Origin of the sequence: Neobacillus niacini, assembly GCF_036961885.1 — a bacterium.
Lineage (GTDB): Bacteria > Bacillota > Bacilli > Bacillales > Cytobacillaceae > Neobacillus > Neobacillus niacini_H.
In genome coordinates, this window is sequence record NZ_JBALNQ010000040.1 from 85,469 (window position 1) to 109,599 (window position 24,131).

The following is a 24,131-nucleotide window of genomic DNA, read 5'->3' on the forward strand; positions in this document are numbered from 1 at the left end:
TATACATTAATCATACACGTTACCATTATCTTTATACCTTTTAAACTACAATTATTAGACAAAAAAATACCCCCGATTTTAAGCTGAGGGTATTTTTGATTTAAATCCTTTATTATTCATATCTCAGTGCATCAATCGGACTAAGTTTCGAGGCTTTGTTCGCAGGAAGTAATCCAAATATAATACCAATCAACGCAGAGAAGCTAACTCCAATTAAAACGATTAATGGACTAATTGTAGCTGTAATGGGTGAGAATTGTGAAACAGCAATACTTCCAATCGAAGCTAGACCGATACCGATCAACCCGCCGATCGAGGTTAAGGTAATAGACTCAATTAAAAACTGTAGAAGGATTTTCCTTCTTGTCGCACCAATGGCTTTTCGGAGTCCTATTTCTCTTGTTCTTTCCGTTACTGATACGAGCATGATATTCATAACACCAATCCCTCCGACCAAGAGAGAAATACCGGCAATACTCCCGATGAGTAAAGTGAGTAAAGAAATAACGGTATTTAATTCTTTTTCATAATCCTCAAAACTGTTGGTTCTATACTGCCCATCCTCAAGTTTTTTTGTCTCCGTCAATGTTTCAGCAGCTAGTCTTCCAGTCTCAGAAATGTTTTCAGAGTCACTTGCAATAACCGATAATTGTTCGATTTCTCGATTACCAAACATCATCGAAATAACAGAACGAGGCATCAGCATTTCACCCGTTTCCTTATTTCGGAATTGTTCAGGGAGTGGTGATTCATACACGCCCACAACCTTGTAAGGATTATCATTTAAATCAATAATCTCACCAATTGGATTTTCAGTTTCCTTAAAGAATTTTTTCCTCGCGATGGTATCAATAAGGACTACCCGATTCAAACCATCATTATCCGCAGCGTATAATGCCCTTCCTTCCACTACTTGAATGTCTCTTGCAGGAAAGAATTCCGCACCCACACCTGTAATTTGCATATCACCTTGTACTTCATCATGCCTCATCATTCCCCAACCTTGATTCGTCGCAAGCACAGCTTTAACACCGGGAACATCTGCGAGCACTTGAACATCATCTGTGGTTAATTCAGGCTCCTGCCAAAACATTCCTTCCTCGCCTTCTGGTGGCATATATTCATAATAAATTTGGATGGCATTCTTATCGGTTGCAAATAATTCGTCGGTCATTTGTTTCTTCGTACCTTGTCCAATCGCAACAATAATGATGACTGCTGCAACTCCGATAATAATCCCCAGCATGGTTAAAATCGATCTTATCTTATGATTCCAGATGGACGAAAGGGCGATTTTAAAACTCTCCCAAATATTCATGTCGTCACCCTCCGATCATCCGTAATCATGCCATCTTTAATCGTGATGATCCTTTTAGCATATGCCGCTATTTCTTCTTCATGGGTAATGATAATAACGGTTTTTCCTTCTTCATTGAGCTGTGAAAATAGTTTCATAATTTGCCCGCTTGTTTGTGAATCAAGGGCACCCGTGGGTTCATCGGCTAACAAAATGGTTGGATTATTCACCATTGCCCTAGCGATGGCCACACGCTGCTTCTGCCCTCCCGATAATTGATTAGGCAAATGCTTCATCCGGTCCCCTAATCCGACCTTTGTCAACATATCTTTAGCCCTTGCAGTTCTTTCCCGTTTAGAAACACCAGCATAAACAAGTGGTGAGGCAACGTTTTTAATCGCATTGTCTCTGGGAAACATGAAGAATTGTTGAAAAACAAAGCCAATGTGCTCATTTCTTAGTCGAGCTAGGGCACTTTCTTTTGAAGAGTCAATTTGCTGCCCGTTTAATTCAAAGGTACCGGAAGTAGGGTAATCTAAAAATCCAATAATGTTCATTAAAGTCGATTTACCAGATCCAGATGGTCCCATTATGGCAACAAACTCTCCATCTTCTATCGTTAAGTCAATCCCATGAAGGACAGGAACTTCTAATGTGCCTTTGCCGTAAACTTTCGTAATCTTACTTAACTTCATCAAATGAAGTCACTTCCATTCCATCATGCATTTCTAATGTTGGTGTAATAACAATAAGTTCCTCAGGCTTTACCCCGTCCGTTACCTCTATGTACGCGTCGTTCATAACCCCAGTTTGAACTTCTCGTCTTTCAAGCTTCCCATCTTTTAAAATATAAACAATTTTGATACCTGCTTCGTCCATTAAAGCTGGATGTGGTATCGCAATTTTTTTGTCAGAACTACCTGCTTTAATTTCTAAAGACACATGGAAGCCTTGGCGCAACTCAGTGGTATCATCTGTAATGGCAACTTTAAAGGGATACATGGTTACATTACCTCCTCCTGGACCGCCACCGAATTCTTCACCACCACCGCCGCCTTCGTTCGGAAATTGTGAGATCGATTCAACTGTTCCATTCCATTCACGATCTTTATAAACTTTTGGTCGAATAATAACCTGCTGCCCCTGTTGAATTTTAACCGTGTCAAATTCACTCATTGTCCCAATCACTTTATATGGTTGACTAGAAATAATGTGGACAATCGGTTCAGAGGCTCCCGCTTCCGTTTTGGCAACATTCTGGTTAATCTTTACAATGATCCCATCCATTTTGCTTACAATCGTCATTTCTTTTTTCTGTGAATTCAATTCTTTTATAAGGTCGTCAGTGGAAGCAATTTCAGATTTTGTACCTTCATATTGCATCTCTAGTTGTACCTTTTCGTTCAAAATCTGGTTTACGTTTTCTTGTGTAACAAGTCCTTCGACGGCACCATCTGCTGCCGTTCCCTGAGCGTCTAATTTCTTTTTCGTTTCAGCAACTCTCTTTGTAATGTCGGCAATTTGGTTTTGTTCGGTCTTTCCTCTACTTTGTAACAAGTCCTTTTGACGAACTGCCTTATTAAGTTCATTCTCTATTTTTGAAGAATCATAGATTAATAGCGGATCCCCAGCTTTAATGGCTTGGTTTTCTGTTACCTTAAATTCACTAATTTCGCCTTTTTCAGGTTCTAAAAAGACTTTCTGCTCACTTTCAGGGACAATTTTACCCGTTACAAGAATCGATTCTACCAATTCCTGTTCACTGACCTTTTGAACACTTATCCCCATTTCAACATTTTCATTTCCTGAAGTTTTTACGTCTGCTTTTGCCAAAAAGTAATAACTCCCCGTGCTGGCAATAACAAGCACCCCAACAATTGCTGCAACCCAAATCCATATCTTTTTCTTCACAATATACCCCCATCTATTCTATTATTATCCTTATCTATTACTATACCAATTATGGAAATAATTTCAAACAATACAGTTCTTTATTCCTTTTTTTTAGACATTAAAAAGGCTGGCGAGCGCGCCAGCCTTTTTCGTTATGATAGCGGAATTTCTATTTCTACAGTTACGCAAATGCCTTTTGGAAATTGGGGTTCGTTCACTCCAGCACCTCTGCATTGACCCAAATGCCTTTTCCGAATGCTCTTCGGTCATTCCAGCACCACTGCATTGACCATCACGGTTTCGCCCGATATCCCTATCATGTACCACAAAAGGTCTGATATGGTTGGGGGGTCGGTGCAGGCAACGAGCAGTATTCTGCCTGTTCCGGAGAGTAGGAGTAAGGATTCGAGAGAACATTCAAGAGACGCTCCATCACGCTGTAATCACCACGATCTACTGCCGCCTCTAGTGCCTCTTCTACTCGGTGATTTCGAGGGATTACCCCAGGATTGCTGTTCCGCATTAACTGTGTTGAGGAATCCTTCGATTCCTTCTGCCTATCACGTCTCGCTTCCCATTGCTTATACCATTCAGTGAAATCCGGTATTCCATTCAGGTCTAATTCTCTTGTTGAATCAGTCGTTAATGCTCTGAAAGTATTGGTATAGTCGGCACTATGCTTCTCCATTATATTGAGTAGGCTTTCAACAAGAGATGCGTCCTCTTTCTCTTCATTAAATAATCCTAGCTTCGCTCTCATTCCCTCTAGGAAGTTCTTTTTAAATAATCCAGCAAATTCTGAGAGCTTCTCCTGTGCAAGCGTAACTGCCTGTTCTTGATTCTCATGGATAAGCATCAGAAGTGATTCTGCTAACCGCGCAAGATTCCAAACGCCAATATTCGGTTGATTACCATAAGCATATCGACCTTGTCTATCAATGGAACTGAATACCGAAGCCGGATCATAAGTATCCATAAAGGCACACGGTCCATAATCGATGGTTTCGCCACTAATGGTCATATTGTCAGTGTTCATCACACCATGAATAAAGCCAACCAGCTGCCATTTGGAAATTAATAATGCCTGACGTTTAATCACTTCCTGGAGAAATGAAAGATATTTGTTCTCTTCATCTTCAATTTCAGGATAATGGCGTTTTATCGCATAATCGGCTAGCTCCCGAAGTTCTTCTTTGGTACCTCCGCCTGCGGCGTATTGGAAGGTTCCTACCCGCAGGTGACTAGCAGCCACACGGGTCAGAATGGCACCGGGCAGTTCAGTTTCGCGAATAATGGATTCTCCAGTTTTCACTACTGCTAAACTGCGGGTAGTTGGGATACCGAGTGCATGCATGGATTCACTAATAATGTATTCTCGCAGCATCGGTCCAAGTGCAGCTCGGCCATCGCCCCCTCGGGAGTAGGGCGTTCTCCCTGGACCCTTTAGCTGAATATCAAAACGCTGCCCCGTGGGTGTTATCTGCTCTCCAAGAAGTATAGCCCGACCGTCACCTAACATGGTAAAGTGTCCGAATTGATGACCAGCATATGCTTGTGCAAGAGGTGAAGCACCCTCGGGTATTTTGTTGCCAGCAAATATCGCTGTACCATCCTCGCTTTGCAGAGCATGTTTGTTCAGCCCTAAAGACGTTGCCAGCGGTTCATTAAAAATGATTAATTGGGGTGAACCGACCGGCGTTGGTTTCTGATTAGCAAAAAATGTTTTCGGTAGACGAGCATAACTGTTATCAAAGTTCCATCCTGAATCACTGATTTCTCTTGTCATTGTATCCTCTTTTCTCTTTTTGTCTTTTTACAAACTAGTTTATCCATTTACTATATATGTTATTTTTAATTATTGGTATGTTAGGTAAATGATTCTACTTAGGCAATTTTAAAAAAATAATCCCCACCTAAAAAGCTGGGGATTATCTAATATTTTCGAGATTTTTAAAAGTTGGAGTTGTTAGCTGTAAAAATTCAACATTTCAGGGTCTAGTCTCTGTCCCACGCTAACCGTTTATTTAAAAACCGCAAATGTACCAGCTATAGTTGTTTCAAATGCTGCTTTCACATTGGTAAATACTGCCGCTGAAACTGCCTCCCATTCCTTTGTTTCTTCATTTAAGGAATGAACAATAAGAGTATCTCTATTTTTCACCTCATTTCGTTCGATATCAAACACAACCTTTACAGACTCTTCAAATGAAATTACTTCCTTTTCATCTGCAAAAATTGCAAATTTGTAGATACTACTTACTGATTTCTCCGAATCAGCCAATTTGTTTAGTTCAATTGAAACTACTTTATCTTTAGGGACTATACATAATGGTATATACAGCTCAACATATTTGTTTTTGATTCCAAGCGATGCATTTTTTTCCTCTAACATGTGAATCTGTTCTTTTGTAAGTTGTACAGTGGCAGAGGCTGTCTTTTTAAGGTCAATAACTAACTGGCCGCCACTCTCTACCATTTCCAGATCATTGTCTGAGATTGTTGCGATGCCACCATTTACAACAGGTTTCACCACAATTTTGTTCCCTATTACATTATTTTCCTCATCACTTGGTTTACACATTTTGATTGGTGGTTCTGGTTCATCTTCTTTTACAAAGCTTAGGGTAAAATTATCATAATAGACGCCATTTGTTGTCCAGGCATTTGATACTCCCACGAATAGTTTTGCATAAGAAGCACCCTCTGGCGCTGTTGCTTTTGCGGTTACGGTTTGCCATTGGCCGTGATTACCTGTTATATGGATCAGACTATTGGCATCGTCTGTTCCTACTTGGGTTCCTGCTTCGTTAAAGAAACGCAAGAAGAAGCTCGCTCTGCCATCAACTAAATACATATCAGTTGTGGCGGAATACTCTACCCCCTCCCTAATCTTAATGGAATCACTGTGTACATGCACTGGTCCTGCTGTTGCTGTATCCACGATTTTTAAGCTATGTTTACCTTTACTCGCTCGTTCTGTGCTTACTCCAAATGAAGTCCCTGGTGTTAAATCCTTATATAACAACGACCAACCTTCAATCATACCATTTACTGTTGGAACTTCAAAACTATTATTTGTAATCGTCAAATATTGCTTTGTTGGATCTACCGGTTCTTCTGGTTCTTCTGGTTCTTCCACCATTCTTTCATACGTTAAGGTAAAGTCATCAAAATACGCACCATTTGTCGTGAAGAAATTGGAGGCTCCTGCAAACATCCGAGCATATTTTGCTCCCTCAGGGGCTGTTACGACTGCTTTTACCGTTTGCCACTCTTTGTGACCGCCACGGACATGAATAATATTGACACCATCTTTATCAGTACCGACCTGTTTTCCTGCTTCATCAAAATAGCGTAAGAAGAAGCTTACACTTCCATCCTCTAAAAAGAGTTGAGACGAAGCTGTATATTCAATCCCTGCCTCAATTGGAATCAATTCAGATTGCGTAAATACCGTTTCATTTTGAGCTGTATCGACTACTTTTAAGCTGTTATTTCCTGTCTTGCTGCGTTCACCGCTAACAGTATAGGAGGCATTAGCCGAGAAATTACCAAACAGGGATGACCAGCCTGGAATGGTACTATTCACTATCGCGTCTTCAAATCCTCTATTAGTAATTGGCACGTCAACAACCTCTACTACTGGTTCTTCTGGATTTACAACCGTTCCACCTTCAATTACTGGAACCATTTTTAAAATAGTCGTGCTGTTATCAAGGAAGTAGATGTTTTCATTCCCATTGGCATCTTTAGCAAGCACCATGAAGTCCACCTCTGGTGCAGAATCGATTAAGGTAACATGCTTGAGATCCACAGAATTCGGATCAACAACGGTTAACTTTCCAGCAAGGTCTGTATAAAGCAATCCATCTTTACCAAACTCAATGTGAACTGGTCTCCACATTCCTCTATTTTTCACGTTTGGATAAAAGTTCTTATATTTCACAACCTCATACGTTTCTGGGTTCATCGCAAACAAGATTCCATCAACAGCCCCCCATAATAGACCATCCTTATCAAATGTTAGCCCACTAATCATTGGAGGAGCATCAAGCTCTGGCAGATTGAGTTCAAATTCCGTTATCTTTTGTTTCCCTTCAACATCCCATACAAATATTTTTGCCTTTTGGGCAGTTGGTTGGATGTCCAACCCACCTCGAATGGAAGTAGAACCGTAAATCTTACCATCTTTGTAGGCAAGTCCAACCACACTTTGATCTTGAACCACATTTCTGTACGTTTCTCTTTCACCTGTTTTAGGGTCATAGATAGTAAGAGAGCCACCTAATTTTTTATAATCTGGAATGGTACCAATTAATAGTTTATTATTGTCAAATTCCATAATGTATGGACGATCTTGTTCATATTCTTCTTTTAAGTTAAATAGAGTTTCTGTCACAAGTGTATCTGTGTTCATTCTTTGAATAACAGCACCTGGATAAACTCCAAAGTACATGTCTGTACCATTTCCTGCTACCATTCCCTCTGCTTGTCCTTGGGAATACGAAACAAATTGCTTCGTTTTCGGATTAAACTTTGCCCCTTTTGGCCCTCCAGGATAAGTGGTCATATATAGGTTTCCATCAGGACCCTTTCCAAGATTGTGCAAGGTTAGAGGTTTTGCCTCCATAGCGGTTGGCAGGTTCGTCGTCTTGTTGGTCTCCAAATTTGCTGCAAAAACTTGTCCAGCTCTCGTCATTGTGACTAAAGATAAACCTGGTAGATCCTGTCTACCTAAATCAACAAATGCTCCGCCTCTCCATCCCGCTGCGTATCTAATTCCAGTTTCTCTAGTATCAAGTGTATTGATATCGATTTCTAGGATATGGCGATTATATATCACATATGCCTTGTCACCATTTATAGGGAGCTGGATGAAACCAAATGCACCGAAATCATCGACAGAACCGTCTCCATTTTTGCCTAGCTTTTTATCTACCCATGATTGTGTCGTAAGATCATAAAATAGGAGAGCACTTTCTCCACCATCATCGAACCTTACGAAAAGGTATTTCCCAACAACCGCCATATCATAAGCAAATTTCACTTGTTCGATGGGCTTACCAATAATGTCAGGAACATTTTTTGTAATGTCCTCCTTTTCCTTCGTTTCTGCATTAATACGATATACCTTTCCTGATACACCTAAGCCTGCATAGAGATAGCCATCGTGATAGGCTAAGGAACGGACATAGCTGCCTTCCCCTTCATCAATTTTTCCATAGTCATTAAATGAGTTGGTTGCCACATCATATTTAACGACTCTACCATCTCTATCAGCAAAGGTACCCAAATAGACGTTACCATGTTCATCGGTCGTACTGCTCCAAAGCTGATGTCCAGCAGCAGGTACACCTATTTTCTCAACCTTTTTTGTACTTGGAGTATAGCTCCATAATTCTCCTACATTACCGACACCGAGTCCCGCTATGTACACCGTTCCATTTGGTGCAATAGAATGAGACCAAACCTGACTGATATCTCCTACTTGCTCGGAAAATATCAGTTTATTATCTTTTATATCTACAACATTAAACCTCCCACCATTTGCTGTTGCATAGACTACATCCCGACCGTTTTCTTTCCCAAAAACGGCACTTGTTAACGCCACATCTGAGGCAGCAACTCCCATTTCAACTACTTCCTTAAAGCCCCTGTTATTAAGCTTTGCAACAACAGTCTCATCAGATTCAGCAAAAATATTAGCGGGCAGTAACGAAACAATTAGTACAAAGCTTAATAGACTTGAAAGAATACGAGTAAAACCCTTCCCTTTCATAAAAAAACCCCTTTCTTTTATTTGTTATCATACATTTTCATTATATTTCAAATAATCTGTCTATAAATTGACTTTAAGGTATCCATGACCTTCTAATAAAATTGTGAAAATAAAAAGCCCAGTCCTATTGAACTGAGCTACTTCAAAATTATGTTTAAAAGCATCTTCTGGTACTACACTTGTTAGACGTTTTTCATTCCAAAACGGACCTATTTGTACTTAAACTTACCCATAGCTCCATTTCTGACTCCAATTGATTACTTAATTTGGTTTTCCTAAAATATAACCTATTAAGTTCCTCATGATCGATTAAGTCTTGAGCCATGAATAACTCAATTTCTTTTATTTCTTTTTCAAGATTTTCAATCCTTGCAAAAGCTTTAGCCATGGCAGCTTCCTCGTTTATATCTTTAGGTTTTTTCTTTTGTTCCTTTTCCTTTTGACGTTTTATGTCCGGTTCATTTATTGAAAGCTGCCTTAATTCTTCTTGTTTAATATTTTTATAATAATCGTAATTTCCAGCATAGCTGTTAAACCTTTGGCCCTCAACTGCAATAATTCTTTCCCCAATTTTATTGATAAAATATCTGTCATGGGAGATAAAAAATATCGTACCTTTAAAATCTTCAAGAGCTTCTTCCAATGTTTCAATGGAGTCAATATCAAGATGATTGGTCGGCTCATCCAAGATTAATAAATTTATGTCTTGATATAACAGCATGGCAAGCTTTAACCTAATTCGCTCCCCGCCTGACAAGTGCTTTACTTTTTTGTAGGGGCTCTTTTTATAAAACATAAATTTGGATAGATATTCCCTAGCTTTCCCCTCCAGTATCGATATATCTTCCCTAAAAGCCTCTAGTACCGTTTGTTCTTCATCCTTAAACGTAATCTTTTGAGGCAAATAGGCTGCTATCACATTCGCACCTAATTCCACCATACCTTGGTCAGGCTGCTCTTCTCCTAAAAGCATTTTTAAGAAAGTGGTTTTTCCACTTCCATTTGGACCGACAAGTCCCACTCTTTCACCATAATAAACCATTAAATCTGCGTCCTTTAAAATAATCTTATCCTGATATCCTTTTGAGAGTCCTATTGCTTTGATGGTTTCATTACCAGACCGTTGTCCTTCCTTAAAATCAAGTCTCATATTTCGTCGTTCAAAAACTGGTTTATCTATTTGTTCCATTTTATTAAGCTTCTTTTGAATACTAGCTGCTCTTTTAAAGAACTTATTATTATCAGCCCGCATCGCCCAGTCTCTTAGACTTAAAACCTGCTTTTCCATGTTATTGATTTTTTTCTGCTGTTCCCGAAAATGCTCATATTGAATCCGCATATTTTCTTCTTTTTGACGAACAAATGAAGAATAGTTGCCCTTATAGGATATCGATTCCATATCCTCTATCTCCACAATTTTCGTGACAACATGATCCAAAAAATATCGGTCATGGGATACGATAATGACAATACCCTTATAGCTTCTAAGAAAGCCCTCGAGCCATTCAATTGCGTCCATATCTAAATGATTCGTTGGCTCATCCAACAGCAATATATCCGGATTATGAATCAGAAGTTTACCAAGCACGACTGTTGTTTTTTCACCACCGCTCAGTACATCAAAATCCTTGTTTAAAAAACTTTCTGTAAAATTCAAACCAGTGCAAACCTTGCTTACTTTCTCTTCTCGCTCGTATCCACCCTTTACTTCAAAAAGTTGAACAAGGTCACTGTACTTAGTTAAGGTTTTTTCGAGGGCAGTGTCCTCGAGCGTTTTCATTTGCTCCTCTAATTCACGCATTTGACTCTCTATCATATCAACCTCTGCAAACGCTAAGTTTAAAACATCCATCACTTTTAAACCTTGCGGATACACAGGGGATTGTTCAAGATAAGCCTTTGTGGCTCCTCTTGGCAGGTTTATCAGACCTTCATCATATCCAGGGCTTGAGGTTTGCGGGTAACCGGGATAATAGTGCATCTTTTCGATTCCCGCGATAAGTTTAAGAATCGTACTCTTGCCGCTTCCGTTAGCACCAACAATACCAACTTTATCTCCCTCATATGCTTCAAAGGTTATATTATTAACCACAAGCGTGGCTTCCATGAATTTTTTCACGCCAGTTAATTTCATTTCTAACATAAAAATTCCTTCTTTCCTCCATAATTAAGGTTACGCCCTTTATGGACAGGAAAAAGAAGACTTGCATTACTTATTTTTATTAAAGAAGGGCTGTGTTAATGAATACTGTTGATTTGAGAACTTGTTGATTGGAGCGAAAGGCACTCGACTCCTGCGGGATGTACGAGCTGAGTGAGACCCCGCAGGTGTGAAGCTGTAAGGATGCTCACGGGTGAGCCCGCGGAAGCGTAGCGCCTGTAGCGCAAATCAACAGCCAAGTTTAATACAGCCTAAAAATAAAAAGACCATAAGAAGAGGTTTCTTCTTACAGTCTAAAATAATCAATCAATAAAATTTACGAAAGCTAGGCATAGCAAAAAAATCTATAGATTATGCCTATAACCTTCCACCAGTAGTAGTAAAAACTGGTACAAATAAATTAAATTTTGATTTTAGTAAAGTAAGTACCTTCTAATTGCCTGATTCATAAAGAGCATAACAAATAAACCTAACTTTAATAGGTAATTGAACACTCTAAACAAAATCCCTATTCATTTCTAAAATGAATTTTCATTAGCAATTAGTTGGTTCCATATACTTACTTTCCTCCTTCAAAATTTTCTTTATTATCCCATGATTTCATTTTTTTGTAAATAGATGCTCAGTTAAAATTTCAGTGAACTTCTCTTTGATTTCATCGCTGGTAACAATGCCTCTAACGGAAAAACCTTTTGTTTTGATGATTAATTCATAGCCATTGTTCACTTCCTTTGAATACCCATAGAGTTTATGGTTTAAATCAATAGGAATGATCTGAAATGATTTTACACTTTTCCATGGAACAAAACGGCTGCCGCTTAGGACACCCTCCTTAGAGAAAGCGAACATATTAAAAAGATCATGTGAATAAGTAAGAGGTAAAAACATCAATAAATAGAATTGCCAATCGAGATGGTTGATGAACACACCTACGATAAACAAAACAATTACTAACACCAGCATGGCACCATATGTAACGATACCCAATTTTTGCTCAGAGTATATTGGGAGAGCTACTGTTTTCTGAGGGTGCCTTCTTATAAAAGTTAGCTCCTCACTTTTCACAGGAACGATCACGTCATGGTTCATTTTTATTAAGATTAGAATAAACTTATAGCTATGGTATCCAATGACAATAAAAAACAGAGTATCAAAAAAAATCTTCATTTCGTCCCCCTTTTCTAACTTTCTATTAAAATATTCAAGTTAAACTCGTTACTAGTTTATATACGATTCATAAACTATTTTGGTCTCACTTTTTAACCTTTAAAGCTAAGTTTATTAAACCACCATCTAAAAGTATTGACGTGGTTGTTATACATTCATGGTTGACTGCACACAAAAAATCCCCCAAACTCTTAGTCTGAGGGGAAATATTAAGCAAGCCATTATTCATAAAAGGAATCTGAATTACTTTAGTAAATGCCCACGGCATCAAATCCAGAATTCGTTGCTGACACTTCCGCGCTTCCTTCACCATAAAGATCAATCGCAGACTGAACAATTGCCTGACGGGCATCGCTGAAATCAGAATTAGCGGTTAAATATACCGTTAAAGCTCGATAGTAAATTTGCCCTAATTTTTCTCTTCCAATTTCTTGACCAATCAAATATGCAGCATGGTTTGTAATCGAGGAGTTAACATGAACACCACCGCCATCTACAGAAGTTGGCATATTATAAAACTCGTCCATATGGTCTGGATAAACTCCGCCATTTGTACTATACGCCCTTCTTTGCTCGTTGCTGACGACAACACTGTTTGGATTACTTAAGCTACGCAATACGGTTACACCATCAGCTTTAGCGGCTGGTGCCATAATATCCTCGCCCATTTCCCAATCACTATCATCAACGAGTGCGCCAAAGACGTCTGCAAACGATTCGTTTAGTGCTCCAGACTGATTGCGGTATACTAAATTTGCAGAATGAGTGATCACACCATGAGTCATTTCGTGTGCAGCAACATCAAGACCAGCCGATAGAGAAGTCATGAACACACCGTCACCATCACCATAAGTCATCCAACGTCCATTCCAGGAAGCATTGTTATAATTGTTACCATAGTGAACTCTAGAAATGATTGCCATTCCTTCCCCATCAAGGGAATTGCGGCCATGCTCATTTAGGTAATACTCATATACCTTTTCAGAATTATAGTGTGCATCTACAAGCGCTCGATCATAGTCACCGATAAATGCAGCAGAATTCCCAACATAAACAGTATCATTACTAGAAGTGTTATCATTTTTAGCATCGTACGTTATGATTCCTCCAAGGTTTTCATGAGAGTAATCCGCTAACGCAAACTTCGTTCCAGCATTCGGTTCCTTCACTTGGGTAATATGTAATTCCCTGTGCTCACCATGTACACCTTTTCCAGCACCTTTTTGTGTTTTCATTTCATCAGCATGCATTAAGCCATTATACTTATCAATAACTTGTCCAGTCTTCACATCCACAAAGACAAACCAGTTTCCAGGTTCATTCCCCATGAAGTTAACATTCACTTTATAGGCTGTATAATTCTCCCCTTCGAAAGGAAGGACAACAAGCTCAGTAGTTGGCTCATAGGTCAGCTCGTCTGGAGCATTGACCGAGGATAAAGCCGTCTTTAGTGCAGATTCACTACTTAAAGAAGCAGCTGTGTCCACTGCATCATCGGCAACCGTCTGATTTACTCTTCCGTTGACGGATACGACCTCATTATCCTTATTAAAATGAACAACAACCTCTGCCCCTTCAACGTTCACTCCATTTACTGTCTGATTAAAGCGGACGTGGGTCATACCCAGTTTATCTTTTTGTACACTCTTCACTTTTAAATTCTTATCCGGATTATTAATCCCGGTTTTAGCTTTGTTTTTCTTCAAATAATTAATTGCTTCGGATGAGCTACTAGATGCGAATTTCTCTGCAAATCGCTCCTTCACAAATAATGGAACACTTGCTTTCTCATTCCACTCTTTAGAAGCTTGTAAACTGCTAACAACCTTTGAATCAGTGGGCTGTGCAAATACACTACTAACTGGAATAGAGCCTACCAACATTGCGGTCGACAGAGCTACAGGTATAATAAACTTTTTCTTCATCACTCGATACCTCCTATTATTCTCTACCAAGTTTATTATAGGTTTATAGAAATTAAATAACATGAATAATTGTAATTATTTTAATATTATAAAAACTAGAATAAACAACCTACCTAAATTAAACAATATAGGTATAATCTACCAATACTTTATGGAAAACCACAAAAAATCCCCCAAACTCTTAGTCTGAGGGAAAATAAACGTACTTCCATTTTTACTAAATTCTATTATATGTTTTATTTAGAATGGGTTCGTTGCCAACATGCTCGCTGTTTTCACATATATACGCGGATGCAATTTTAATTGAGCTACAATAAATTCAGCAATATCTTCTGGCTGCATATATTTTTCTTCATTGTTTTCAGCAATCAAGTTCGTATTAACCGCTAATTCAGTAGCAACCGTACTTGGCGTTAACGTTGTAACTCGAATATTATTCCTCCGGACTTCTTGTGCCAATGATTCCGTTAACCCAATTAATCCGAATTTAGATGCACTATATGCACTAGATGTGGCCGCACCATTTAACCCATTGGTAGATGAAATATTAATAATATCTCCACTATTTTTTTCAATCAGTTGAGGAAGAACCGCACGTGTCATATAATAGGGACCCATCAAGTTGACATCGATGATCCTTTTCCATTCTTGTGGATCCATTTCTAAAAGTGTTGCGAATCTGCCAATCCCAGCATTATTAATCAAAATATCAGCTGTTCCTAGCTCTTCAGTAATTTTTTTAACAGCCTGCTCTACTTCATCCTGCGAGGAAATATCTACTGCTGCATATGCTGCTTTAACCCCTAAAGCTTCCACACTTTTTACAACTTCCTTTAAATCAGCCTCTGTCCGAGCAAGTAATCCAATATGTACACCTTCATTTGCTAATGCAATCGCAACAGCCTTGCCAATCCCTCTTCCTGCACCAGTTACAAACGCTACTTTTCCTTCTAATGTTTGTGCCAAGATAAACAGCTCCTTTTCAACTATCATTATATTATTGTGGAAAAAATATTCTAACAATATGCTCGGAAAACCTAACCTTAGAAAAAAACACAGGAAATAAAGTGTTTATACAAAAAATAATGCAAAAAGAAATCCCTCGAACCAGCGGATCGAAGGATTTCATTCTAAAGAACTTTACAATTAATATACATCTCGCTGATAACGCCCAGTCTTTTTCATATTATCAAGATATGTTTCAGCTTCCTCGCGGGTACAAGCACTTTCTTTTTCGATCACACTAATAAGTGCTTCGTTAACGTCCTTCGCCATCCGTTCTTTATCCCCACAAACATAGAAATGAGCGCCATTTTCAAACCACTCAAATAGCTCTTTGCTATTTTCAAGCATTTTATGCTGTACATAAACTTTTTGGTCTGCATCACGGGAGAAAGCAGTGTCAAGCTTTGTCAATATCCCATTTTGTTGGTAATTTTCTAATTCATTTTGATAAAGAAAATCTGACCCTGCATGCTGATCCCCAAAAAATAACCATGACCGTCCTGCTGCTTTAGATATTGCACGTTCCTGGATAAAGGAACGGAATGGTGCAATCCCAGTTCCAGGACCAACCATGATAATATCCTTATCTTCGGACTCCGGCAAATAGAAATGTTTATTCGGCTGCACAAAGACAGGAAGCGTATCTCCTTCTTGAACACGTTCTGCACATAAGACAGAACAAACACCTTTTCGTTCCCGATCATATGCATTGAATCTTACAGCACCAATGGTTAGATGAACTTCATCTGGATTAGCTGCCATGCTGCTTGCAATAGAATAAAGACGCGGTGTCATTTTTCTTAATAACGAGACGATTTCCTGGGCAGAAGCCTTCCACGGTCCAAAATCTCGTAACATATCTAGCAAATCGCGCCCATTGCAATACTCTTTTAGCTGTACTGCATTTTCAACCAAAACAAGTTGTTGTAACTTTTCATTTTCTGTAAATGCTGCTGCTTGTTGTAAAATTTTCTTCGTCAGTAGTGTAATTTCAAAGTACGCTGTTAGCGCTTCCTTTAGTGGAAGTGTCTCACCTTGCTTATTAATCATTACATCGGTTTCTTCATCCCATTCCATTTCCATTAGAAGAGAATGTACAAGATCCGGATCATTAGCAGGAACAATACCAAGTGCATCACCTGGGGCATAAGAAAGACCTGAACCTTCTAAGGATAATTCGATATGTCTTGTTTCTTTACTAGAACCTGTTCCATTTAAGTTTATATTTTTAAGAACCTTTGCTTGAAATGGATTGTTTCTAGAGAATGGTAGCGTGTCACTTTTGGCATTTCTAGGGTTTTCCAAAGTAGTTTGCATTGTTCTTAACCTCCAAAAGTTATTATAATTAAAGAATAGCACAGCTATTATCATATCAGATGTGTATTTTGACACACAACATGTATCTATCCTTAAATAAATAGTTCCATTATTGAGATAATTATCGCCCTGCTTGATAAAGATAGACGAAAAAAAGGAACAGGATAATATCCTATTCCATAATCACACAATATAAGAATTTATTATGCCTCTTTTGTATGTTTCTGTTCCATTAATAAACTTCCGCCATACGAAATTTCCTTAATTGTCACTGGTACTTCTCCTGTTGGAACTTTTAACAACAAGGTTTCACCGATATTCTTAAGGAGTAGCTGCTTTCCTACCGGAGTTAAAAAGGAAATAAACCCAGAATCTGGATCAGATTGTTCTGGGAGACAAATGGTATAATCCTCGGCTTCATGATCCTCTTCATACCACACTGTGACCTTTGTCCCTATATATACTTTTGGAAAGGCTGATATAACCTTCTTTTTGCTATTCTCTTTTAATAGCTCCTCAACTTCTAGGGTGTATATATTAAAAAAGTGCTTTACTCGTTCCTGCACTGGAGTTGAGGAAATATAGAGGTTCGTTAGCTCTTTGATATTTTCATCAATATAAACCAACTGTTGAACGAAATCTTCCTTATTCTGAGGTACACTATGGTTCATAATAGATAACCCCCAAACTTGGATTAAACCTTTTGAAACTTTTTGTAAACCTTTTCATTTGAATTCCTCCTTATAAAAAAATAAGACCTCCTGAAATATTGGCGTAACAGCAATCCTGTATAGGAAAGAAGCAACGCCTTTTAACCAAGAAAGGTCTTATAATAATATTAACATATATAGGTAAATAAGTCCTATTTGATGCAGATCAAATATACGTGACTATTTGTGATCATATACTTCTTCCTGGTACACTTCATTCAAGTCATCCCTAACACTTTCTTTTGCAAGGGGAACATTTGAGCGGTACGCGGCACGGACAATCACATGTGCTGATACAGGTGCGGTAAGAAAGACAAAGAAAATCCCAAGAAATAAGCGAATGCTAAAATATCCTTCCAAGATAAAAAAGAGAAATGTTCCTACCAGAATAAACAGAACACCCATTGTTGAACCCTTTGAAAGTGCGTGGGCACGGGTATAAAGATCAGGGAGACGAATAAACCCGATTGCACTTAGAAAACTAACGATTGTCCCAACTAAGATTAAAAAAACGGCAACCAATTCAATCTGATTGATTACGTTCAATGACCACACCTCTTTCAATAAATCTTGCAAAGGCAATTGTCCCAATAAAGGAGAGAATTCCTATTAATAAAATCACTTCAAAAAATCCCGTACTCCTCATCATAACTGAAAATATGGCTACACCTGATATTAAATTAATTCCTAACGCATCCAGAGCCTGAACCCGATCCGGTGCAGTTGGCCCCTTTACCAAACGGAAGATCGTAACAAAAATAGCAAAGCTTAAAAAAGTTAAGGAACAAAGTAATATACCTTGTATCATGAACGTGTCACCTTCTTTATCGCATTTTCAAATTTAATTTTAGATAGAAGAACTGCGTCACTTGATTCCGGGATATCCATCGCATGGATATAAAACTTTTTACTGTTTGCAGCAACTTCAACCACCACCGATCCTGGTGTCAACGTTAACAGTAATGCGAGTAAGGTAACCTCCAAATCCCCTTCTAACTCTGTCTCAAGTGTAAAGATGCCCGGAGTTACATTGATCTTAGGGCGTAGTACCTGTCGAATAACTAAAATACTAGACGTAAATAATTCATAAATAAAGACGAGAAAAAGTTGAATGATAGCTAGTAAGGTAACCAAATAAAACTTCGTAGGAAGGTATCTTCTCAGGATAAAAAGAACCAATAAACCAAATAAATAACCGCTAAAAAACGTTAATACACTCCAATCATCCTGAAGAAACATCCAGATGATACCGATGAATAAATTAACTAATACTTGCATGGGCATTGCTACCACCTCTTTCCATCATGCATCTCCAATCGTCTATTGCCCTAGACTGCTGCCCAATACGGCCTCAATATAAATACGCGGGTTCATCAACCCTTCAACTGCATAATCAACATAAGCATGAATTCCTTCTGCACCTAATCCCAGGGCAATCGTTAACAATGTAAGGATTCCAATAGGCAGCAATAATCCCTTGGTTGTCCCTTTCTCTTTCTCCTCTGTTAGGTACGTATAACCCCAAAAGCTATTCATAAAGATTTTCATAATTGAATACAAAACCATCAGGCTGGTAAGTAGTCCAATTCCCCCCAACCAAAAATATCCTGCTTCAAAAGTTCCTTTTGAAATGAAAATTTTCCCTAAAAATCCGCTTAATGGCGGAATTCCAGATAACGATAATGCGCCAATAAAAAACATCCAGCCTAATCCTGGGTGTAATCGGATCAGACCACTTATTTCATTAAGTTTACTCGTCCCTGTAAGATGGATAATGGTCCCGCCTAATAGGAAAATAAGCGCTTTTACAATCATATCGTGAATTAAATAATATAAGGCCCCTGTCATTCCTTCCGTTGTAAAAGAAGCGACTCCCGCTAAAATAAATCCAACACCTACAATTACGTTATAGGTAATAATCTTTTTTATATCCCCGTAGGCAACAGCACCTATTGCTCCTAATAGCATGGTTAGAGCTGACATAATCCCTATTATCAAATGGGTTACTTCTGGGTCATGATAAAAAATAAGCGTAAAAACTCTGATAATCGCATAGATTCCTACTTTTGTTAATAGTGCAGCAAATATAGCGGCAATGGCAGTCGGCGGAGCACTGTATGAACCAGGAAGCCAAAAGAATAGAAATAAACCAGCTTTTAAACTAAACACAATTAAAAATAATATCGCTACCGTATTCATTAGCCCCTCTTGCCCAACCTCAGCCACACGTATAGATAAATGAGCAAAATTCAACGTTCCTGTCATTGCATATAAAAAGGCAATGGCAACAAGAAAAAGAAAGGAGGAGATAATATTTATCAAAATATATTTAATGGACTCCCTAAGTTGAATTTTAGTCCCTCCAAGGGAAATTAAGACGTAAGAGGAGACGAGCATGACTTCAAAACAAACAAATAAATTAAAAATATCACCTGTAAGAAAGGAGCCATTTACTCCAGTGACAAGGCACAAAAACAGCGGGTAAAAGTAGTAAGATTCTCGTTCCCTCCCAATGGAGTGAAAAGCATATAACAAACAGCACAAGGAAACCATACAGGTCACGAGAACAAGTACAACAGAAAACATATCCGCCACTAAACTTACCCCAAACGGGGCTTCCCATCCTCCTAAATGAAGGATTTGTATCCCATCTTTGTCAATTTGAACCATCAAGTAAATAGCTACAGCACCAACCACTACAGTTGAAAAAACACTAAGAAATCTTTGGAGTTTAATTTTCTTCTTAAAAATCACCATGAGCATTCCCATTATAATGGGAATACTTATCGGTAATATTACTAAATTATTCATTCTCAATACCTCTCAGTTGCTCTGTATCATCCGTGCCTAAAACTTTATAAGCCCGGTAGCTCAGTACAAGAAAAAGAGCTGTTGTAGCAAAATTTATTACAATCGCTGTTAAAAGAAGTGCTTGGGGCAATGAATCTGCATAGGTTAGATTCTCTATTCCAAGGAGCGGTGGACCACCTTTTTTTAACCCGCCCATCGTGATGATGAGCAAATTAACACCATGACCAAGAATCGATGTTCCTAAAATGATTCGTAATAAACTTTTCGTCAAGATCAGATACACGCCAATGGCAAATAAAATTCCAACAAGGAAAGACATTAATGTTTCCATTATTGATCATCACCTATACTTAAAATAATCGTGATGGAGGTTCCAATTACCGCCAATGCTACTCCAATATCAAAAAGTACGGCTGTCGCAAGCTCAGTCTTTCCGAATATAGGAAGATTAAAATATCCAAAGGCTTGAGATAAGAAAGGCAAATCAAAAGCCAGAGAGCCGACCCCTGTCCCAACAGAAATTAATACCCCTACAGCAGCCAAAACTTTAAAATCCACCGGAATAATTTTCCGAACCGTTTCAATATCATAAGATAAAAACAATAGGATTAAGGCAGAAGCGAAGGCAAGTCCGCCGATAAAACCACCACCTGGATAATGGTGACCAGAAATAAAGAGATTAATGGCAAACGTAAGGATGATGACCACAGCAACTTTTGACACGCTTCTTATAATGACGTCATTTGGTTCCTTCATTATGATCACTCCCTTCTTCTCTTCTTAGCTTTATTAAGGTGAAAACCCCTAGTCCAGCAATGGTTAATACAAGAATTTCAAGCATCGTATCAAACCCTCGAAAGTCAACAAGAATGGCATTTACAATATTTTTTGCTCCCGCCAGCTCATAAGCGTCTTGATAGTAACTCGAAATCGATTCAAATGCGCGATTCCCATTTGCAGATAATGCAACAATGGTAACAGCGATACCAACACCAATGGCGATAATAGCATTAACCACTTTAAATCTTACAGTGCTGATTTCCTTCCGCAGCTGCGGTAAGTGGTAGAAACACAACAGAAATAGTACTGTTGTTACGGTCTCTACTACTAATTGGGTTAAGGCCAAATCTGGAGCTCTGAATAAAACAAAGAAAAATGAGACAAGAAACCCAAGGCCCCCAACAGCAACGATGCTAGTAAGCCTGTTTTTTGAAAAAAGAACAGTTAATGCTGTAATGACCATGGAAATCATCAAGCCTGCTTCAAAAAAGTTTACAGGGGCGTCATTAGATGGATCAAATGAAAAACCATCAAAAAGCCACATCGTTACACCTGTAAGAAGAATGATAAATAAGAAAATATATACGAGGTAATCACGAATAGATCCCGTCATATAACGATTTGTAATGATTCGAGACACATTCTCCATCTTTTCTAAACTAAGATTATAAAGATTATTAAACGTGAGCTCTTCTGGATAAATTCGATAGATTCGATACCACTTTTTCAAATAAATATACAATAGTGTTCCGATACCTATGACACCTATGGTCATAAATAGCTCTGTATTCCAACCATGCCAAGCACTTATTTTGACATTAAGTTCACCTGCTTGAGCAAGAGTCGGCAAAACAGCAGCAAAGGCTGGTTTTAACAGAAGGTTGGATAGGACATTAGGAAAAAAGAATATCACAATAACAAGAAAACCGAGAACGAGTGGGGGAATTAACATCCCAATCGGTGCCTCATGCACTACCCTGCCAAGTTTTTCTGGCTTATTTTTCCCCCTAAAGGTCTTAAATACTAATATCATGCTGTATATAAATGTAAATACACTAGCTACCCAAGCAATGACAGGAATCAGAGCAATAAGGGAGTCGCCATTAAAAACAGTCAATTTCGAAGCATTTAATACTGCTGTAAAGAACATTTCTTTACTTAGAAAACCATTAAATGGAGGAATACCCGCCATTGCAAAACTGCCAATTACCGTAAGGGTGAAGGAGATGGGCATTAGGTGCATTAGCCCGCCTAATCTTCGAATGTCACGTGTTCCGGTTTCATGGTCAATAATTCCAACAACCATAAACAGGCAGCCTTTAAATGTCGAATGGTTTACTAAGTGAAAAATTGCAGCAAAAATCGCTGCGGCATAAACGGATGATTCATCACCGATGCCGTCATACAACGACGCAGATCCTAAACCAAGCAGGCTCATGATTAATCCGAGCTGGCTTATGGTCGAGTATGCTAGTAACGCCTTAAGATCCGTTTGTCTTACAGCATTGACAGAGCCATATAATAGAGTGATGATTCCCACACCCGAGACCAGCCAGAACCATTCTACTGATCCGCCAAAAATGGGTGTTAGTCGGGCAACCAGGTAGATACCTGCTTTAACCATCGTTGCGGAATGCAGGTACGCACTAATTGGCGTAGGAGCCTCCATTGCGTCTGGTAACCAAATACTGAATGGAAACTGTGCTGACTTTGTAAACGCACCAAGAAGAATCAAAATCATTGCCGGAATAAACAATGCGTGTGATGGAAACAGCGCTGCCTTACTCACCATTTCACGGATACTATACGTATCAGAAATCATCGCAAGCATAATAAAACCTGCCAGCATGGCCAGTCCGCCAAAAATCGTAATTAACATTGACTTTTGGGCTCCATACCGTGATTTTTCTCGTTCATACCAATAGGCAATTAATAAGAAGGAGGATACACTGGTCAATTCCCAGAATACGTATAAAACAAAGATATTATCCGAAAACACCACTCCGAGCATGGCTCCCATAAATAACAGCAGATAAACATAGAAATTATGAAGCGCCTCTCGATGTTTTGACATATAGTAAATAGAATAGAGGATAACCAAAGCGCCGATGCCGGAAATTAACAATCCAAACACGAGACTTAAACCATCCACATGGGTTGTAAAGTTAATATTATATGATGGCAGCCAAGGAACACTTTCAAATACTGTATTCCCACTGGATATTTTGGGAATAAAGGTTATTAGATAAGCAAAGATCACTAACGGTATGATCAGCACAAACCATCCCGTATGAATCCTCGGGGTAAATTTCTTATAGATATACGGCACTGCCATAGCAAAAATAAATGGCAGCAATATTGTTACATGTAACCAAGACATCGTAACCCTCCCTTAAAGATGAATATAAAAATGACATTTAATTTAATTGATTGACTGAAACGAAAGCATGCGCTATAGTCATACATAATTATGGTAAGTGGTAGATTACTGGATTTTATTCATATCCAGCATGAGGTGAACAAATAATGAAAAAGATTAAAGGACGCATGGATGAAAGTATCCTCGTCTGTGTATATTATGGTCCTAATGGTGAACGTCTCATTCAACGGGGTTGTAAGATTGCTACTATGCTTGATTGTCCTCTTTACATCCTTACTATTGATCCTAAACCGTTTGATGATTTGGATGCTGAAAAGACTAGTTATATTACAAGATGGAAACAGTTAGCAGATCAGCATAGTGCTGAAGCCTTTATTATGAAAGATGATGAACACAGACCAATATCAAAGGTTATTGCAGAGGTTGCGAGAGAAAAGAATATTACTCAAATCATTCTTGGGCAAACAGCACAAAGCCGTTGGGAACAAATTGCAAAGGGGTCTATTATTAACTCTTTACTTCGTGAAATTCCCTTTGTTGACCTGCACATTATTTCAGTATCAAGGTATCTTAAAAATCCTGATAGACATTTTGAAAAAGGAGTACGTGCTTATCTAATCAAGGAGCACGACCAATACCGCCTTATTTTTAAACATACAAAGGATATTGAATTTGAAGGAATTTTCTTTAAGGAATTTGGAACTGATTTTAATAACGGCATTTTCAAATTTATGAAAGACCAGGAAACATTACAAGTTCAAGTGCATGAGGACATTGTTTCGGACTTAGCAAATGTTGAAATGAATACTAATGCTGATGACGAATACTTATAAGAGCTTCCTCCCATTGATGGGAGGATTTTTTTATTTATGGCTGTGTTAAAATAGACTGTTGATTTGAGCTCCA

The 24,131-nt window shown here is 38.5% G+C and carries 19 protein-coding genes; 1 reads left to right on the plus strand and 18 read right to left on the minus strand.

Features of this window, described 5'->3' with window-relative positions:
* Positions 1-112 precede the first annotated feature (112 nt).
* The 18 genes from V7124_RS17510 to V7124_RS17595 all read right to left on the minus strand — a co-directional run bounded on the left by V7124_RS17510 (position 113) and on the right by V7124_RS17595 (position 23,225).
* Positions 113-1,318 (minus strand): ABC transporter permease, encoded by a 1,206-nt coding sequence (locus tag V7124_RS17510; RefSeq protein ID WP_335413276.1) that lies wholly within the window; start codon positions 1,316-1,318, stop codon positions 113-115.
* On the minus strand, positions 1,315-1,995 hold the full coding sequence (locus V7124_RS17515; protein WP_335413274.1) for an ABC transporter ATP-binding protein: 681 nt from the start codon (positions 1,993-1,995) through the stop codon (positions 1,315-1,317). The genes V7124_RS17510 and V7124_RS17515 overlap by 4 nt, the downstream gene beginning before the upstream one ends.
* On the minus strand, positions 1,979-3,208 hold the full coding sequence (locus V7124_RS17520) for an efflux RND transporter periplasmic adaptor subunit (protein ID WP_335491527.1): 1,230 nt from the start codon (positions 3,206-3,208) through the stop codon (positions 1,979-1,981). The genes V7124_RS17515 and V7124_RS17520 overlap by 17 nt, the downstream gene beginning before the upstream one ends.
* A 298-nt stretch (positions 3,209-3,506) precedes the next feature.
* Positions 3,507-4,976: a protein adenylyltransferase SelO gene (locus V7124_RS17525; RefSeq protein WP_335491529.1), complete on the minus strand. Its 1,470-nt coding sequence runs from the start codon at positions 4,974-4,976 to the stop codon at positions 3,507-3,509.
* Between the two features lie 234 nt (positions 4,977-5,210).
* On the minus strand, positions 5,211-8,969 hold the full coding sequence (locus V7124_RS17530) for a hypothetical protein (RefSeq protein WP_335491532.1): 3,759 nt from the start codon (positions 8,967-8,969) through the stop codon (positions 5,211-5,213).
* A 193-nt stretch (positions 8,970-9,162) separates the two neighbouring features.
* Positions 9,163-11,112, minus strand: a complete 1,950-nt coding sequence (abc-f, locus tag V7124_RS17535; protein WP_335491535.1) for a ribosomal protection-like ABC-F family protein — start codon at positions 11,110-11,112, stop codon at positions 9,163-9,165.
* Between the two features lie 618 nt (positions 11,113-11,730).
* Positions 11,731-12,297 carry a hypothetical protein gene (locus tag V7124_RS17540; protein ID WP_335491537.1) on the minus strand — a complete coding sequence of 189 codons (567 nt, stop codon included), beginning with the start codon at positions 12,295-12,297 and terminating at the stop codon, positions 11,731-11,733.
* 248 nt (positions 12,298-12,545) lie between these two features.
* Entirely contained in the window at positions 12,546-14,222 is a 1,677-nt protein-coding gene (locus V7124_RS17545) for a M4 family metallopeptidase (RefSeq protein WP_335412608.1), read from the minus strand.
* Positions 14,223-14,462: 240 nt separating this feature from the next.
* A complete protein-coding gene (locus V7124_RS17550) occupies positions 14,463-15,188 on the minus strand; it encodes a 3-ketoacyl-ACP reductase (protein ID WP_335491540.1) in 726 nt (241 codons plus the stop codon).
* 180 nt (positions 15,189-15,368) lie between these two features.
* On the minus strand, positions 15,369-16,544 hold the full coding sequence (locus V7124_RS17555; protein ID WP_420490559.1) for a sulfite reductase subunit alpha: 1,176 nt from the start codon (positions 16,542-16,544) through the stop codon (positions 15,369-15,371).
* Between the two features lie 203 nt (positions 16,545-16,747).
* Positions 16,748-17,215 carry a GreA/GreB family elongation factor gene (locus tag V7124_RS17560; protein WP_335412612.1) on the minus strand — a complete coding sequence of 156 codons (468 nt, stop codon included), beginning with the start codon at positions 17,213-17,215 and terminating at the stop codon, positions 16,748-16,750.
* A 219-nt stretch (positions 17,216-17,434) separates the two neighbouring features.
* Positions 17,435-17,800, minus strand: a complete 366-nt coding sequence (mnhG, locus tag V7124_RS17565; protein ID WP_335412613.1) for a monovalent cation/H(+) antiporter subunit G — start codon at positions 17,798-17,800, stop codon at positions 17,435-17,437.
* A complete protein-coding gene (locus tag V7124_RS17570) occupies positions 17,778-18,062 on the minus strand; it encodes a Na(+)/H(+) antiporter subunit F1 (protein ID WP_335412615.1) in 285 nt (94 codons plus the stop codon). The genes mnhG and V7124_RS17570 overlap by 23 nt, the downstream gene beginning before the upstream one ends.
* Entirely contained in the window at positions 18,059-18,538 is a 480-nt protein-coding gene (locus tag V7124_RS17575; protein WP_335412617.1) for a Na+/H+ antiporter subunit E, read from the minus strand. Before V7124_RS17575 ends, V7124_RS17570 begins: the two co-directional genes overlap by 4 nt.
* Positions 18,539-18,574: 36 nt before the next feature.
* A complete protein-coding gene (locus V7124_RS17580) occupies positions 18,575-20,065 on the minus strand; it encodes a Na+/H+ antiporter subunit D (RefSeq protein WP_335491544.1) in 1,491 nt (496 codons plus the stop codon).
* On the minus strand, positions 20,058-20,396 hold the full coding sequence (locus V7124_RS17585) for a Na(+)/H(+) antiporter subunit C (protein ID WP_335491547.1): 339 nt from the start codon (positions 20,394-20,396) through the stop codon (positions 20,058-20,060). The genes V7124_RS17580 and V7124_RS17585 overlap by 8 nt, the downstream gene beginning before the upstream one ends.
* Positions 20,396-20,821, minus strand: coding sequence for a Na(+)/H(+) antiporter subunit B (locus V7124_RS17590; protein WP_335491550.1), 426 nt, complete (start codon positions 20,819-20,821; stop codon positions 20,396-20,398). Before V7124_RS17590 ends, V7124_RS17585 begins: the two co-directional genes overlap by 1 nt.
* Positions 20,805-23,225 carry a Na+/H+ antiporter subunit A gene (locus tag V7124_RS17595; RefSeq protein ID WP_335491552.1) on the minus strand — a complete coding sequence of 807 codons (2,421 nt, stop codon included), beginning with the start codon at positions 23,223-23,225 and terminating at the stop codon, positions 20,805-20,807. Before V7124_RS17595 ends, V7124_RS17590 begins: the two co-directional genes overlap by 17 nt.
* A 146-nt stretch (positions 23,226-23,371) precedes the next feature.
* Here V7124_RS17595 and V7124_RS17600 point away from each other — a divergent pair, with 146 nt between their 5' ends.
* Positions 23,372-24,058 (plus strand): universal stress protein, encoded by a 687-nt coding sequence (locus tag V7124_RS17600; RefSeq protein WP_335491557.1) that lies wholly within the window; start codon positions 23,372-23,374, stop codon positions 24,056-24,058.
* Positions 24,059-24,131: the final 73 nt, after the last annotated feature.

What these genes read in the sequence shown, in the direction of transcription:
- V7124_RS17545 (WP_335412608.1), bottom strand. Translation starts at nt 14,222, where the DNA reads ATGAAGAAAAAGTTTATTATACCTGTAGCTCTGTCGACCGCAATGTTG.
- V7124_RS17530 (WP_335491532.1), bottom strand. Translation starts at nt 8,969, where the DNA reads ATGAAAGGGAAGGGTTTTACTCGTATTCTTTCAAGTCTATTAAGCTTT.
- V7124_RS17590 (WP_335491550.1), bottom strand. Translation starts at nt 20,821, where the DNA reads ATGAAGGAACCAAATGACGTCATTATAAGAAGCGTGTCAAAAGTTGCT.
- V7124_RS17595 (WP_335491552.1), bottom strand. Translation starts at nt 23,225, where the DNA reads ATGTCTTGGTTACATGTAACAATATTGCTGCCATTTATTTTTGCTATG.
- V7124_RS17570 (WP_335412615.1), bottom strand. Translation starts at nt 18,062, where the DNA reads ATGATACAAGGTATATTACTTTGTTCCTTAACTTTTTTAAGCTTTGCT.
- V7124_RS17580 (WP_335491544.1), bottom strand. Translation starts at nt 20,065, where the DNA reads ATGAATAATTTAGTAATATTACCGATAAGTATTCCCATTATAATGGGA.
- V7124_RS17510 (WP_335413276.1), bottom strand. Translation starts at nt 1,318, where the DNA reads ATGAATATTTGGGAGAGTTTTAAAATCGCCCTTTCGTCCATCTGGAAT.
- V7124_RS17560 (WP_335412612.1), bottom strand. Translation starts at nt 17,215, where the DNA reads ATGAACCATAGTGTACCTCAGAATAAGGAAGATTTCGTTCAACAGTTG.
- V7124_RS17525 (WP_335491529.1), bottom strand. Translation starts at nt 4,976, where the DNA reads ATGACAAGAGAAATCAGTGATTCAGGATGGAACTTTGATAACAGTTAT.
- V7124_RS17575 (WP_335412617.1), bottom strand. Translation starts at nt 18,538, where the DNA reads ATGCCCATGCAAGTATTAGTTAATTTATTCATCGGTATCATCTGGATG.
- V7124_RS17555 (WP_420490559.1), bottom strand. Translation starts at nt 16,544, where the DNA reads ATGCAAACTACTTTGGAAAACCCTAGAAATGCCAAAAGTGACACGCTA.
- V7124_RS17540 (WP_335491537.1), bottom strand. Translation starts at nt 12,297, where the DNA reads ATGAAGATTTTTTTTGATACTCTGTTTTTTATTGTCATTGGATACCAT.
- V7124_RS17585 (WP_335491547.1), bottom strand. Translation starts at nt 20,396, where the DNA reads ATGGAAACATTAATGTCTTTCCTTGTTGGAATTTTATTTGCCATTGGC.
- V7124_RS17600 (WP_335491557.1), top strand. Translation starts at nt 23,372, where the DNA reads ATGAAAAAGATTAAAGGACGCATGGATGAAAGTATCCTCGTCTGTGTA.
- abc-f (WP_335491535.1), bottom strand. Translation starts at nt 11,112, where the DNA reads ATGTTAGAAATGAAATTAACTGGCGTGAAAAAATTCATGGAAGCCACG.